Origin of the sequence: Arthrobacter sp. UYEF21 (assembly GCF_040546085.1) — a bacterium.
GTDB lineage: Bacteria > Actinomycetota > Actinomycetes > Actinomycetales > Micrococcaceae > Arthrobacter.
Genome location: NZ_JBEPNF010000001.1, coordinates 601,206 through 615,453, shown reverse-complemented (window position 1 = coordinate 615,453; position 14,248 = coordinate 601,206). Strand labels below are relative to the sequence as shown.

11 protein-coding genes are annotated in these 14,248 nt (G+C 65.4%); 6 read left to right on the top strand and 5 right to left on the bottom strand.

The genetic code is table 11. From position 1 onward, the window contains the following. Positions 1-96: 96 nt before the first annotated feature. Entirely contained in the window at positions 97-1,728 is a 1,632-nt protein-coding gene (locus tag ABIB27_RS02975; protein WP_354253470.1) for a PEP/pyruvate-binding domain-containing protein, read from the top strand. Further along, entirely contained in the window at positions 1,674-2,423 is a 750-nt protein-coding gene (locus ABIB27_RS02970) for a PEP-utilizing enzyme (protein WP_354253469.1), read from the top strand. The genes ABIB27_RS02975 and ABIB27_RS02970 overlap by 55 nt, the downstream gene beginning before the upstream one ends. Positions 2,424-2,581: 158 nt before the next feature. On the opposite strand, the gene glpK is transcribed toward ABIB27_RS02970, so the two are convergent. From glpK to ABIB27_RS02955, 3 genes are all read right to left on the bottom strand, one after another. Next, positions 2,582-4,096 carry a glycerol kinase GlpK gene (gene glpK, locus ABIB27_RS02965; RefSeq protein ID WP_354214365.1) on the bottom strand — a complete coding sequence of 505 codons (1,515 nt, stop codon included), beginning with the start codon at positions 4,094-4,096 and terminating at the stop codon, positions 2,582-2,584. Between the two features lie 41 nt (positions 4,097-4,137). Continuing rightward, positions 4,138-4,887, bottom strand: a complete 750-nt coding sequence (locus ABIB27_RS02960) for an MIP/aquaporin family protein (RefSeq protein WP_354214434.1) — start codon at positions 4,885-4,887, stop codon at positions 4,138-4,140. A gap of 92 nt (positions 4,888-4,979) precedes the next feature. Further along, entirely contained in the window at positions 4,980-6,734 is a 1,755-nt protein-coding gene (locus tag ABIB27_RS02955) for a glycerol-3-phosphate dehydrogenase/oxidase (RefSeq protein WP_354253498.1), read from the bottom strand. A 180-nt stretch (positions 6,735-6,914) separates the two neighbouring features. Here ABIB27_RS02955 and ABIB27_RS02950 point away from each other — a divergent pair, with 180 nt between their 5' ends. From ABIB27_RS02950 to ABIB27_RS02935, 4 genes are read left to right on the top strand one after another with little or no spacing between them, the layout of a single operon-like run. Next, positions 6,915-7,877, top strand: coding sequence for a sugar-binding transcriptional regulator (locus tag ABIB27_RS02950; RefSeq protein WP_354253468.1), 963 nt, complete (start codon positions 6,915-6,917; stop codon positions 7,875-7,877). Positions 7,878-7,899: 22 nt separating this feature from the next. Further along, positions 7,900-8,769, top strand: a complete 870-nt coding sequence (locus ABIB27_RS02945) for an aldo/keto reductase (RefSeq protein WP_354214363.1) — start codon at positions 7,900-7,902, stop codon at positions 8,767-8,769. An 11-nt stretch (positions 8,770-8,780) separates the two neighbouring features. Beyond that, the gene (locus tag ABIB27_RS02940) at positions 8,781-9,710 is read left to right on the top strand and encodes an alpha/beta fold hydrolase (protein WP_354253467.1); all 930 of its coding nucleotides are present in this window, start codon (positions 8,781-8,783) and stop codon (positions 9,708-9,710) included. Continuing rightward, a complete protein-coding gene (locus tag ABIB27_RS02935) occupies positions 9,707-10,813 on the top strand; it encodes a glycosyltransferase family 4 protein (RefSeq protein ID WP_354253466.1) in 1,107 nt (368 codons plus the stop codon). The genes ABIB27_RS02940 and ABIB27_RS02935 overlap by 4 nt, the downstream gene beginning before the upstream one ends. 11 nt (positions 10,814-10,824) lie before the next feature. On the opposite strand, the gene ABIB27_RS02930 is transcribed toward ABIB27_RS02935, so the two are convergent. Together ABIB27_RS02930 and metK are read right to left on the bottom strand one after the other, a co-directional pair. Then, a complete protein-coding gene (locus ABIB27_RS02930) occupies positions 10,825-12,996 on the bottom strand; it encodes a primosomal protein N' (RefSeq protein WP_354253465.1) in 2,172 nt (723 codons plus the stop codon). Between the two features lie 10 nt (positions 12,997-13,006). Beyond that, a complete protein-coding gene (metK, locus tag ABIB27_RS02925; RefSeq protein ID WP_354214359.1) occupies positions 13,007-14,242 on the bottom strand; it encodes a methionine adenosyltransferase in 1,236 nt (411 codons plus the stop codon). Positions 14,243-14,248 lie beyond the last annotated feature (6 nt).

The window sequence follows — 14,248 nt, the reverse complement described above, 5'->3', positions numbered from 1 at the left end:
GCACGCATAGGTCTACTTTAGCGCACCAGGGAAGGGCATTGCCGTGCGGATGACCTATCCCGCACAGTCCCGGCGCGAATAGACTGAAGCCCGCAAATGCAACAGGTTGCATCGGAGCAACAGACCGGACCGGTGACAGTGGTGGGTGATGACATCCTCCTTCCCCCTCTCGGCTCCCCTGCGGCACTGCGCCGGGAGTCTGCCGGCAGCAAGGCGGCGGCGCTGTCCAGCCTTTTGGCTGCGGGTTTCCCGGTTCCCGCTGGGTTCGTGGTGACACAAGCTGCCTTTGCGGCGTTGTCCGCCCAGTCCTCCGCTGTGGCGGCGAAAAGACTGCAGGGCGCGGCACTGGCCGCCGGGCCCGGCCCATATGCGGTCCGGTCATCAGCCGCTGCCGAGGACCTGCCAGGTGCCTCGTTTGCCGGTATGTATGAGAGTTACCTCAGCGTGGCCCCACCCGATCTCCCCGCGGCCGTGCAGCGCTGCTTTGACTCGGCCAACGCCGGCCGTATTCGGGCCTACGAATCGTCCATCATGCCCGGATCCGGAGGCCACCCGGCGGGTGATGAGGGTGCGGTCATGGCGGTCCTGGTACAGCAGATGGTCGATCCCGCGGCTGCCGGCGTAGCCTTCTCCGCCAACCCCCTGACCGGTGACCGGGCTGAAACCGTGATCTCGGCGGTACCGGGACTTGCTGAGGGCCTGGTTTCAGGCGTGGCGACCGGCGAGGAATGGATTGCCGGTGCTGGAGGTCCCATTCTGGCCGGTGGCGCCGCAGGCGTCCTCTCAGTGGAAAGCGCGACGGCGGTGGCCACCGGCGCGGCCCGGGTTGCCCGGCATTTCGGTTGCCCCCAGGACATCGAGTGGGCCGTGGACCGCGCGGGCAACCTCCAAATACTGCAGGCCCGGCCCATGACCGCGGTCCCCGACCCCGTGAGCTGGCAGCCGCCCGGAAAGGGTGCGTGGCTCAGGAACTTCCGTCTGGGCGAATGGTTGCCCGAACCGGTGACTCCGTTGTTTATGGATTGGGTGATTCCGCGGATAGACGCTGCCTACAACGAGGCGGTCCGCAGATCTGTGGGGATTGATGTGCCGATGGAGAACACTGCAGTCAACGGCTGGTACTACGTCTCTCCGCCCACCCCGCGGCAACTCCCCCGCTTGCTGCTCAGCGGGCACCGGCAGTCGCTGCCCTATTTCTTCAACGCCGTGGTGCGGCCCATGTTTGACCCCGCAGGCGCAGACAGGACCGTGCTGCGAAGCCTCGAACACGAGTGGCGCACCGAGTGTCTGCCCGCCTACCGGCAGCTTGTTGACACTCCGCCCCTTGCCGCCGCAACGGCCACAGTGCCGGAGCTGATGGACGTCGTGGACAAGCCGGGAAAGCCGGGGAGTATCTCTGGTTCTTCGCGGCCACAGGCGGCGCCGCGTGGAAGCTGGAGCTGGCCCTGGCCAGGTTTTGGCGCCGGCACGTGGCCGGTCCGCTCGCGGCTGAGTCAACACCGGGTTCCCACGAAGCCATGGGCTACCAGGCCCTCCTGGGCGGCCTGTCCCCCACCCTGCCTGTCCAAGTTGCCCATGCCGTGTACAGCATTGACTGGTACCACGCGACGGCGGGCGAACAGTTTCCATCGCACGTCCAGGGTGCCGGATCCCAAGTACGGCAAGCGCCCGAATTGGTTGCCGCTGAACGGCGAAGGGCTGCCGAGGTTGCGTGCCGTACCGTACTGAAGGGAACCCGCAGGCTGGCGAGGTTTGAGGTCCTCCTGGGCCTGGCCCAGCGCTACGCCTTGCTCCGCGAAGAGCAGGTCCGGGACTTCACCCTGGGCTGGCCACTGCTGCGCCGCTGTGCAGCCGAGCTTGGCGCCCGCCTCCAGGACCGCGGCATCGTCGCGGCGCCCGGCGACGTCTACTTCCTCACGCTGGAAGCCCTCCGCGAAGACGCGCAATCGCAGCAGGCCAACGTCGAAAGGCGGCGCCGGGATTGGCTCCGGCAACGGAAGCTGGCCGCGCCGCTCACGCTGGGGAAAATGCCGCCGCTGCTGGGCAATGCCTTTGATCGCCTGGCAAACTCGGCCCGCAGCACCAGAAGATTGCCTCCCGGCGCCCTGGTGGGGCATCCGGCCAGTCCGGGCCGGGCACAAGGCCGCGTTCGGGTGGTGGACGGCCCCGAGGACTTCGCCCGCTTCCTCCCGGGCGAAGTCCTGGTGGCTAAAGCCACGGCGCCGGCATGGACCCCGCTTTTTGCCGGCGCCGCAGCAGTAGTCACGGACGGCGGCAACCTTGCCGCGCACGCATCCCTCGTAGCCCGCGAATACGGCATCCCCGCCGTTGTAGGCACAGGCAACGCCACCAAAGTCCTCCACACCGGCCAAAGAGTCACAGTCGACGGCAACGCAGGAATAGTACTAGCCAACGAAGACTGAGGCGTCTGGACCAAAGGACAGGCCAACATCTCCCGCCAGACCGTCCCCAGCTGCTCCCCACGAATGCCCACAACGTACGAAAAAGGGACCGGTGACGCCCTCGCCGCTGGGGACGGGCGGGCGGGAGTCACCGGCCCCTTTTTCGACTACGGGCTGAGTTACCTCACGTCCTCGTCCACCCAATCCATGGACTTCGTGACGGCCTTCTTCCACAGGCGCATCTGGCGGTCCTGTTCCGTCTGGTCCATCTGCGGTTCCCAGCGCTTGTCTTCTGACCAGTTGGCGGACAGCTCCCCGAGGTCCTTCCAGAATCCGACGGCGAGACCCGCAGCGTAGGCCGCACCCAGTGCCGTGGTTTCCACCACCTTGGGCCGGATCACCGCAACGCCCAGGATGTCTGCCTGGAACTGCATGAGCGCATCGTTGGCTACCATGCCGCCGTCGACCTTCAATTCGGTGAGGGGAACACCGGAGTCCGCGTTGACGGCGTCCAGCACCTCGCGGGTCTGGAATGCCGTGGCCTCGAGCGCGGCGCGGGCAATGTGGTTCTTGTTGACGAACCGGGTGAGGCCAACGATTGCGCCGCGGGCATCCGAACGCCAGTACGGGGCGAAGAGCCCGGAGAACGCCGGCACGATGTAAACACCGCCGTTGTCCTCGACAGAGGCCGCCAGGGTCTCCACCTCCGGCGCGCTGCTGATCATGCCCAGGTTGTCCCGCAGCCATTGGATCAGGGATCCGGTGACGGCGATGGAGCCCTCCAGCGCGTAATGCGTTGGGGCGTCACCCAGCTTGTATCCCACAGTGGTCAGCAGGCCGTTCTTCGAATGGACGATCTCTTCGCCCGTGTTGAAGATCAGGAAGCAGCCGGTGCCGTAGGTGTTTTTCGCTTCGCCGGTCTGGAAGGCCGCCTGGCCGAAGGTCGCTGCCTGCTGGTCGCCCAGGATGCCGGCGACAGGGACTTCGCGCAGCAGTTGGGAAGTATGCACCGTGCCGTAGACCTCCGACGAGGACTTAATGGCCGGCATCATGCTCAGCGGGACGCCAAAAATACCCAGGATTTCCTCATCCCAGGCCAGGGTGTCAAGGTCCATAAACAGCGTGCGGGAGGCGTTGGTGACGTCGGTGGCGTGCACGCCGCCATCTACCCCGCCGGTCAGGTTCCAGAGGACCCATGAGTCCGTATTGCCGAAGACCAGGTCTCCCGCCTCTGCCTTGGCCCGGGCACCGTCGACATTGTCCAGGATCCATTTGATCTTGGTGCCGGAAAAGTAGGTGGCCAGCGGAAGGCCCACCTTCTGCTTGAACCGTTCCGGGCCGCCGTCCTTCGCCAGCTCATCCACGATGTTCTGCGTGCGGGTATCCTGCCAGACGATGGCGTTGTACACGGCTTCGCCGGTGGTCTTGTCCCATACCACTGCCGTTTCGCGCTGGTTAGTGATCCCGACGGCGGCGATGTCGTGGCGGGTGAGGTTCGCCTTGGAGAGTGCGGAACCGATGACCTCCCGGGTGTTGTTCCAGATCTCGGCGGGGTTGTGCTCCACCCAGCCTGCCTGCGGGAAGATCTGTTCGTGCTCCAACTGGCCGGATGAAACAATGCTGCCGCTGTGGTCAAAGATGATAGCTCGGGAGCTGGTGGTGCCCTGGTCGATGGCGATTACGTACTGGTTCATGTTGACGTCCTTGTCTATATGCAGGGTTGGTTATTGTACGGTCAGGAGGCGGCTGTGATGATGATGGGAGCGAGCTTGGCGACGATCCCGCCCAAGGCACCACCAACCAAGGGTCCGACGACCGGAATCCACGAGTAGCCCCAGTCGCTGGTTCCCTTGCCCTTGATGGGCAGTAACGCATGGGCAATGCGGGGGCCAAGGTCGCGGGCAGGGTTAATGGCGTAGCCCGTGGGACCGCCCAGTGAAACACCGATGCCCACAACAAGGAGGGCCACAGCCAATGGGCCCAGTCCGGAGGGCGTTCCGCCGAGGGTGAGGATCACGAAAACCAGCACGAAAGTGCCGATGATCTCGGTGACCAGGTTCCACGGGGTGGAGCGGATGGCGGGACCGGTGGAGAAGGTTCCGAGCTTGCTGGCGGCCTCCGTTTCGGCGTCGAAGTGCTGCTTGTAGGCGGCCCAGCACACTACCGCGCCAAGGAACGCGCCCAGCAGTTCTGCGCCAAAGTAGGTAAATGTCGACGCCACATCCACGCGGACTCCGGGCGCATACTCCGCCTTACCGTTGACCAGCAGGCCGAGGGTCACGGCGGGATTGAGATGGGCGCCGGACTTGGCGGCAACAAATACACCACAAAACACGGCGATGCCCCACCCCCAAGCGACCATCAGGAACCCGCCGCTGTTACCTTTGGTGCCTTTTAGGGCCACGTTGGCCACGACGCCGCAACCCAGCAGGGTGAGCATCCCAGTTCCGAAGACTTCGGAAAGAAAAACAATTCCAAGAGACATCATTGACTCCTCTATTTTTTGTATTCGGTCCCTCGCGGGTTGAAGGACCGTTGAGCCGGAGCGCGATAACGCTCCGGCTCAGCCTGGGCTGCCTAGGCGACCAGGCTGTGGATCTGTACGCGGTGTAACCGCTCCAACACCTCCCTGGCGTGGCGGATCTCACCGGTCTGTGCTGCGGCGTCCCAGCCCAACGGACCGGCGAGCACCTCGCACACTTCGTTCAACAACTCCCCCGTAACCAGCCCCCGGAAGGCCAGGGACGTACGGCGGATGAGGACATCAGCGAGGTGCCCGATCTGCTCCATTCCGGCCATGTATTCCAGTTCGCGGACACTGAGTTCGCGGGTGGAACTCAGCAGGCGGTCAGGACCGCCGTCGAGGTAGCTGATGACTTCCGCGGCCCGGGTGCCGTAGCGGGTCAGCAGGACCGCGGTACGGTCGGCATCACGCGTGTGTGAGACGTGGGCTTTGATCCATTTCTGGATGCCCTCATCGTCGGCCGGGAAACCTGCACCGCCCCCAATGGCGAGCTTGCCCGTCGACACCTTCCGTTCCAGGCCAAGTTCGGAAAGCACAGTGTCAGACATGTGTTCGGCCAAGGCACGGAACGTTGTCCATTTACCGCCCACCAGGCTGAAGACGACGGCACCGGCCGCACTCGCCTGCCGTTCGATCCGGTAATCCCTGGAAACGAATCCGGGCTGGGTCGAGTCATGCCGCGGCAGCGGGCGCACGCCGGAGAACGTGTAGACGATCTGCCCGCGATCAACCGGAATACCAGGGAAGACATGGCCGATGAGTTCAAGGAAGTACTCAATCTCACTGTCCGTGCACACGGCGTCCTGGCTCATGTCGGCGTCCACATCGGTTGTTCCGACCAGAACCCTGTCCCCCATGGGGTAAATCAGGACAATCCGGCCGTCCGTGTGTTCAAAGAAGATCTCCCGGCCTTTGCACGCGTCAAGAAGCTCCGGATGGTCCAGCACAATGTGGGATCCTTTGGTGCCGCCCATAAAGGCCGATGCTGCACCCATGGCCTGGTTGGTCAGGTCAACCCAGGCGCCGGTGGTGTTGACGATGACATCGGCGGTGAAGTCAAAGAGCTCGCCGGTCAGTTCATCGCGGAGCTGGACGGTGCTGCCCGCTGCCGGGCTGCCGTCCCGGGATGGCACACCAGCCGTCATCGACTGCAGCGAGACATAGTTTGTGGCGCGCACCGTCCTGCCTGACAGGCCCGCATTGCCCATTCCGGCCTTTTCGCCGTCCTGAAGAACGTCGAGAGTCAGCCGCTCCGGGTTGTGGACGGAAGCGTCGAAGTACGTCGCCGTGTATTTTGTAGCGGGATGCAGTGCCGGCAGCTCGGCGAGTGCTCGCTTGCGCCCGAGGAACTTGTGGCGCGGCACCGAGCCGCCGTCCCTGGAGAACGAGTCATACAGGCTCAGGCCCACCTTGATCAAGAAGGCGCCGCGTTCCTTCGGCTTGCCCTGCTTGTGCGTGAGGAACCGCAGCGGTGCGGCCAGGATCCCGGAGAATGTGCTGAAGATGGGGATCGTGGTCTGGAGCGGCTTTACGTAGTGGGGTGCGATCCGCAGGAGGCGGTTGCGCTCCACCACCGATTCCTTGACCAGCCGAAACTCCCCATTCTCCAGGTAGCGGATGCCGCCGTGGATCATGTGCGAGGATGCGCCGCTGGCACCCTGGCAGTAGTCGCCGCGTTCCACGAGGGCAACGTCAACACCCTGCAGGGCAAGGTCGCGGAAAGTGCCCACGCCGTTAATTCCGCCACCGATAATGAGTACCTTGGCGTTCGGACGCTGCCTTAACCCCTGCACCGCAGCGCGCGGCACCGCCGCCGTCGAGGGCGTGGTGTCAGCATGGCCAAATGTGTCCTTGGGTCCCAAAATCTACTCCCTGGGTTTTGTCCTCTGGGGCTACCATCGCAGGTCAGCCGCCCTTCTTCAACTATTCTTTGAACTGATGGAAAATGTAGTCAAGCTCTATGCACAAACGTGCAGATTGGAAGTGGAATGACGCTCTCACGGCACTCGGACGCGCTGCGGGCTGCACAGATGTATTACCTCCAGGACCTGACCATGGACGCAATCGCCCGGGAACTCCGGACGTCCCGGTCCACAGTGTCCAGGCTTCTTTCCGCTGCCCGCGATTCCGGCCTGGTCCAGATCCAGATTCGCAATCCACTGGACACCGGCCCGGAACTGGAGAGCCTGATCCGGCGGGAGTACAACGTGGACGTCCACGTTGTACCGGTGCTTGAATCCCTCAACGAGGCCGAAACCCTGGACAGAGTGGCCCTACAGGCAGCGCGCACCATCGGTCCCCTGGTGGATTCCAACGCGACCATCGGCGTCGCGTGGGGGTCCACACTCAGCGCCGTCAGCAGGCACCTGACGCGAAAGATCACCCACGACACCGTGGTGGTCCAGCTGAACGGTGCCGGAAACATGCACACCACCGGCATCACTTACTCCAGTGACATCATGCGCCGCTTTGGCAGTGCCTACGGGGCCCGGGTGGAGCAATTCCCCGTGCCGGCCTTCTTTGACCACGCCGCCACCAAGACCGCCATGTGGAATGAGCGCAGCGTCCAACGCATTCTGGCCCTGCAGGCCCGCATGAGCATCGCCATTTTCGGCGTGGGATCCGTCGAAGCCGACTACCCGAGCCACGTCTACGCCGGGGGCTACCTGGACGAAAATGACCTCAGGATGCTCGCCAATTCCGACGTGGTGGGCGATGTTGCCACCGTGTTCTTCCGGCGCGACGGATCGTCCAACGGGATTGTGCTCAATGAGCGCTCAACCGGTCCGGCACTCTCACAACTGCGGCAGGTCCGGCGTCGGATCTGCGTTGTGTCCGGGGCATCAAAGATCAACGGCCTGCGGGGCGCCCTTAACGCAGGCCTCGCCACGGACCTGATCCTGGACGAAGCCACCGCGCGCCGGCTGGTGGGCTTTGGCGGGGTCTCGTAGCCGAATGGGTAGAGTCAGTCCTATGAAATCTTCGCCCCGCCTCAGTCTGAACAATGGCGTGCTAATCGACCAGTTGGGATTTGGGCTCTACAAGGTTCCGGCGGCGGACGCCTCGTCGCTGGTGGCGACGGCTCTGGGCACCGGCTACCGCCATTTCGATACTGCTGCCATGTACGGCAATGAGGCGGGTGTTGCGCGGGGCCTGGGTGCCGCCGTTAATTCCGACGGCGGGAGCGGAGGTTCAGGGGAATCGTCGCCGGGACTCCGCCGTGAGGATGTCTTTATCACCACGAAGGTCTGGAACGAGGACCACGGGTATGACGCTACGCTTCGGGCGTTTGATACTTCCATGGTCAACCTGGGCCTGGACTACGTGGATATGTACCTGATCCATTGGCCGTGTGCCCGGCGGGGCCTCTTCGCCGATACGTACAAGGCGCTGGAAACGCTCTACCGCGAGGGGAAGGTCCGGGCCATTGGTGTCTGCAACTTCCAGCCGGTGCACCTGGACCGCCTGCTCCAGACTGCTGAAGTAGTGCCGGCGGTCAACCAGATTGAGCTGCACCCCTGGCTTCAGCAGGCCGAACTCCGGGAGAAGCACCAGGGCCTGGGGATCCGGACGGAAGCCTGGAGCCCGCTGGGCCGCGGGCACGTACTGGCAGATCCCGTGGTGCTCGCCCTGGCCGCCGAACATGGCAGGGCCGCCGCCCAGATTATCCTCCGGTGGCACATCCAACTGGGAAACATCGCCATCCCCAAGGCCAGCTCGGAGGCCCGGATCCGGGAAAACCTGGAGGTCTTCGGCTTTGACTTGTCGGACCGCGACATGGCGGCCCTGGCGGAGCTTGACCGCGGGGAGCGCACCGGCTCCCACCCCGACAACGTCAACTAGGACCGAGTGTCATGAAGACAACTGCCCACCAGCCATCCGACGCGCCGTCCTACTTCAGCGCCGGGCTGGCAGCCCGCACGCAGGCCGCCGAAATCGAACTCAACGGCAGCACCGTGGCGTACTGGACCTACGAACCGGTCCAGGCCACCGCCGAAACCCGCACCATCCTGGTCATCCATGGGTTCCGTGGCGACCACCACGGCCTGCTGCGGGTGGCGGACCAGCTGCCGGAAATGCGCATCGTCATGCCGGACCTCCCCGGGTTCGGCAGCTCCGCAGCGTTCGCGGCCGGCGAGCATTCGGTAGCACAATACGGCACTTTCATCAGCGCGTTCATGGCGGCGGTGGGCCTCGGAGCGGACACCGTCCTGCTGGGGCACTCCTTCGGCTCGATCGTCGCGGCCCACTTTGTGGCCGACCACCCCGGGGAAGTCACGCCGCTGATCCTTATCAATCCCATCGCCGCGCCCGCCCTGGCAGGCCCCAAGGGCATCATGACCAAGCTCGCCGTCCTGTACTACCGGCTGGCCGCCCGTCTTCCCCATGCCCTCGGGCTGGCGCTGTTGCGGAGCCCCCTGATTATCCGGGTCATGAGCGAGGCCATGGCCAAAACCGGCAGCAAGGACCTGCGCCGTTTCATCCACGGCCAGCACCACTCCTACTTCAGTGCATTTGCCAACCGGGAAAGCCTGCTCGAGTCCTTCACGGCGTCCGTGAGCGGCCACGTGGCAGAGGTCGCGGGAAAGCTGACCCTGCCGGTCCTGCTGGTGGCCGGCGAAAAAGACGAGATTGCTACCCTCCCTGACCAGCACCACCTTGCCACACTCCTTCCGGACGGGGTCCTCAAAGTCATTCCCGGCGTCGGCCACCTCATTCATTACGAGACGCCCGGACCGGCCGCCGGTTTCATCCGCAGCTTCCTTAAGGACCACCCCGCGTGAAGATTGTCATCGATGCACGATTCACCAGGACCGAACACCATGACGGCATCAGCCGGTACGGTGCCAGCCTGATCGCCGCGACGGCGAAGGTAGCCGACGTTTCCATGCTCATCAGTGACATCCGGCAGCTTGCCCTGCTCCCGGATGTTCCGTACACGCTGATCAACAGTCCGCTGTCGCCGATGGAGCTTTTCGTGGCCCGCAAAATCAACCCCCTCGGCGCGGACGTGGTGGTCTGCCCGATGCAGACCATGGGCAGCTGGGGCCGCGATTATGGCCTGGTCCTGACCCTGCACGACCTCATTTACTACGAGCACCCTGCTCCCCCGGGCTTCCTGCCAATGCCGGTGCGTATCCTGTGGCGCCTTTACCACAAGGCATTCTGGCCGCAGCGCCTGCTCCTGAACCGGGCGGACATCGTGGCCACCATCAGCAGGACCACTGAAGCACTGATGGCCAAGTACCGGCTGACCAGGCGGCCAGTGCGAATCATCAGCAATGCCCCGCAGCCGGCGCAGGAACCGCGGGATCCTGCCGCCGGAGCCGAGCATTCGCTGGTTTACATGGGTTCGTTCATGCCCTACAAGAACGTGGAGACCATGGTGGCCGCCATGTCTGAACTGCCGGACTTCACCCTGCATCTGCTGAGCAGGATCACCCCTGAACGCCGGGCTGAACTGAAAATCAAGATCCCCGCTGGTGCCAAGGTGGTCTTCCACAACGGTGTCACCGATGACGAATATGCTGTCCTGCTCAAGCGCGCCACCGCCTTGGCGAGCCTTTCCCGCGCTGAAGGGTACGGGCTGCCGCTGGTGGAGGCCATGGCGCTGGGCACACCCGTGATCGCCAGCGACATTCCCATTTTCCGGGAAGTGGGGGGCGACTGCGCGTTGTATGTTGAACCTGAGTCCGCCACGGAATTTGCCGCGGCCGTCAAGAAGCTGCGGGATGGCGAACACTGGCAGGAGGTGTCGCGCCGTTCCGTGGCCCGTGCAGCGGAATTCAGCTGGGACGAGTCGGCCCGGCAGCTCGTTGACGTGGCCCACGACATTGTGGCCGCGCGCTCAGGCCGCAAGCGCCCGCTCAAGGGCACGTCCGCGTAGGGGACCTCCAGTTACAGGACGTCCACCCCGTCGAGCCTGACCTGCACCGGTTCCTCGCTCCGCTTGGCGGCAGCTGCAGCCTTGGTTGCGCGCAGTACGCGCGTGACGGTGCCCGCCTGGCCGTAGGGGAAGAACAGAAGGCTCCGGACATCCTCCCCCGCGCGCTGCGCGGCCGCAGGGCCCGTGAACACCAGCGGCGCAGGACCGGCAGTCCGCAGCGTCACTCCGGACGTGGCCAGCTGGTGCTCCACCGCCGCGGTGAAACTCACGACGGCGGTCCGGGGGCCGGTCACCGACGCAATCCGGACAGCCGGGGGCAGCTGGAGTTCCCTCCGGAGCTCCAGCTCGCGCCTGGCGTACCCTGCCGGGTCCCACCGCAACAGCGCACCAACGGCAACACTCTCTGTTGCCGTGATGACCACCAGCCCGCCGTCGGACGCGGGACGCACCAGCGCTGCGGCGTTGAACCAGCGGCGGACGGTGTCCTCGCCGGCGCGAAGGTTTTCCCGGCGCAGCAGCGAATCGCCGTCGAGCAGCAGCGCAGCGGCGTAGCCGCCGTCGGCGACGGGTTCGGCCCCGACAGTGGCCACCACCAGGGCGTGGGCGCTGCCCACGCGGGCCTTGACGTGGTCGCCGGAAGACGTGATCACCGCCTTTCCGGGGAACGCGCGGCCCAGTTCCTCAGCAGTCCGCAGGACTCCGGTGGCGCCTTTGCGGAGCTTTCGCCCTGAGCAGTGGATGCATTGCCAGTCCGGGGCCGGCGTTGAGCACCAGCGGCATTGTGGGACGGCAGAGCTGCCGCTGGCTCCAGCCAAAGCCAGCGGACCCTGGCAGGACTGGCACCGCGACGGCTCGCGGCAGGTCCCGCACACCAGCGACGGCGCGTACCCGGCCCTTGCCACCTGCACCAGCACCGGCCCGCGCTCCAGCCCGTCCTTGGCAGCCCGCCATGCGGCGCCGGGAAGCCGCGCCACCAGGGCCAGGGGGTCACGCTCCTGTTCAAAACTGTCCGCGGTGTTCAAGACGCGGGGAACATGCCGGCGAACAAATGCCCGCTCCGCCTCGACGGGCATGGCCCAACCCGCCTCCACCAGCCGTTGCAACTCCGTGCTCCGCGCATGACCGGCCATCAGGCAGGCTGTGCCGTCCTGGTCCGCACGCAGCAGCAGCACGTCGCGGGCATGGGCGTACGGGGCACGCTGTTCGATGTGGAGGTCATCGCCGTCATCCCAGCAGGCAACAAGGCCCAGGTCCCGGACCGGAGCGAACGCCGCGGACCGCGTCCCGATGGCCACCTGCGCTGACCCGGCCAGGAGGCGCAGGAAATTCAGGTAGCGGGGCGTCGGTCCGTCATCAGCCGTCAGACGGGCAATGTCATCGGCGGGAAGCAGCTTCAGCAAAGCCTGTTCCAACTGGTTGAGGTCGCGGTAGTCAGGCACTACCACTATCGCGCCACGGCCGGAGGCGCGGACGGCGGCCACGGCCTCCGCCATGAGCTGCGGCCACGCCCGCGGGCCGAACCCCTGGAGGGGACTGAAGACTGCCCGCGGGGACCCGCCGTCGTGCAGGTGGCGGACAAAGGCCGGCCCGTTTCGGTAACCCGCCCAGCCGGTAGTGGAAACGTCCTCGACGGCGGGGGCCGCGGATTCTGCCGGCGTGTCCGGCTCAGCTTCTTGGGGCGCAGCTTCTTGGGGCACAGCCGCGTCCGAGACCGCCTCCTCCGGCACAGCCCCGGCGAGGAAGCCTTTCTCCAGCCGCGCCATCCGTGACGGCACCGCAACGCGGAGGACGTCGCTCACGGTGCCGGCGTACCTCGCGGCGACGGCGGACACCAGGTCCCGCACGGCGGGCGTGAGGACGGCGACCGGGGAGATCACTTTCTGCAGCGGCACCAAGGTGTGGCCGGCGTCGGACTCTGCAGTGCGTTCAATGATGAACCCGGTGAGTTCCTGGCCGTTGAACCGGACTTTGACGCGGACGCCTGACTGCGCAGCCGCATCCAGTTCGGCGGGCACGCTGTAATCAAACGGCCTGTCCAGATGCGGCAGGGACGTCTCCACGATGACCCGGGCAACCGGGAGGTCCCCGGCCAATGGCGGTCCCGCCGGCTTGGCAGTGGCCGGGAACCCCTGCAGCAGTGACGGCTGGACAGCGCCGGGAAACGCAGTTTCATGCGAGGCCATGGCGGGCGGCCTACGCGTTGAAGAAGGCCTTCAGGTCGTCCACGCGGTCAAGCCGTTCCCAGGTGAAGTCGGGATCGTCCCGGCCGAAATGCCCGTGCGCGGCGGTCTTGGCGTAGATGGGACGCTTGAGGTCCAGGGCGTCGATGATGGCGCGCGGGCGGAGGTCGAAGATCTCGGCGATGGCGGCGCTGATCTGCGCCGGGTCCACCGTTTCCGTGCCGAACGTTTCCACGTAAGTGCCTACCGGGCGGGCCTGGCCAATAGCATAGGCGATCTGGATCTCGGCGCGCTTGGCAAGCCCTGCGGCCACCACGTTTTTGGCTACCCACCGCATGGCGTAGGCAGCAGACCGGTCCACCTTTGACGGGTCCTTGCCCGAGAAGGCTCCGCCGCCGTGGCGGGCCATTCCACCGTAGGTGTCCACGATGATCTTGCGGCCGGTCAGGCCCGCGTCGCCCACGGGCCCGCCGATGACGAACTCGCCGGCGGGGTTGAGGATATTGGCGGCACGGGAGATGTCCAGGTTAGCTGCAGCCAACACGGGCTCAATCACAAAGGAGGCGAGGTCCGCGCGCAGGCGGTCCAGGCTGGTTCCTTCCGCGTGCTGGCTGGAGATGACAACGGTTTCGACCGAAACAGGCAGGTCCTTGTCGTAGCCGACAGTGACCTGGGTCTTGCCGTCGGGGCGGAGATAGGAGAGCTCGCCGGACTTACGCACCTGCGTAAGCCGTTCGGACAGGCGGTGCGCGAGCCAGATCGGCGTCGGCATGTAGGACGGGGTTTCGTCGCTCGCGTACCCGAACATCAGGCCCTGGTCCCCGGCGCCCTGGAGGTCGTAGTCGTCTTCCTGGCGGCCTTCGCGGGCTTCGAGGGAGTTGAAGACCCCGCCGGCGATGTCTTTGGACTGCTGGCCGATGGAAACGGACACACCGCAACGGGCGCCGTCGAACCCGTTGGCTGAGGAGTCGTAGCCGATGCCCAGGATGGTCTCCCGGACGATCTGCGGGATTTCGACGTACGCGTCAGTGGTGACCTCACCGGCAACAAGGACCAGGCCCGTGGTGGCCATGGTCTCCACGGCGACGCGGGACTCGGGATCAGCGGCGAGCAGTGCATCCAGGATCGCGTCACTGATTTGGTCACAGATCTTGTCCGGGTGGCCTTCAGTGACCGACTCGGACGTGAAGAGCCGGAGGGCGGAGGGCGTGGCCCCGTGGATGTGGGGAATGTGCAGCGGTAAAGTCACTCAACT

What these genes read in the sequence shown, in the direction of transcription:
- ABIB27_RS02945 (WP_354214363.1), top strand. Translation starts at nt 7,900, where the DNA reads ATGAAATCTTCGCCCCGCCTCAGTCTGAACAATGGCGTGCTAATCGAC.
- ABIB27_RS02940 (WP_354253467.1), top strand. Translation starts at nt 8,781, where the DNA reads ATGAAGACAACTGCCCACCAGCCATCCGACGCGCCGTCCTACTTCAGC.
- glpK (WP_354214365.1), bottom strand. Translation starts at nt 4,096, where the DNA reads ATGAACCAGTACGTAATCGCCATCGACCAGGGCACCACCAGCTCCCGA.
- ABIB27_RS02930 (WP_354253465.1), bottom strand. Translation starts at nt 12,996, where the DNA reads ATGGCCTCGCATGAAACTGCGTTTCCCGGCGCTGTCCAGCCGTCACTG.
- ABIB27_RS02950 (WP_354253468.1), top strand. Translation starts at nt 6,915, where the DNA reads ATGACGCTCTCACGGCACTCGGACGCGCTGCGGGCTGCACAGATGTAT.
- ABIB27_RS02975 (WP_354253470.1), top strand. Translation starts at nt 97, where the DNA reads ATGCAACAGGTTGCATCGGAGCAACAGACCGGACCGGTGACAGTGGTG.
- ABIB27_RS02960 (WP_354214434.1), bottom strand. Translation starts at nt 4,887, where the DNA reads ATGTCTCTTGGAATTGTTTTTCTTTCCGAAGTCTTCGGAACTGGGATG.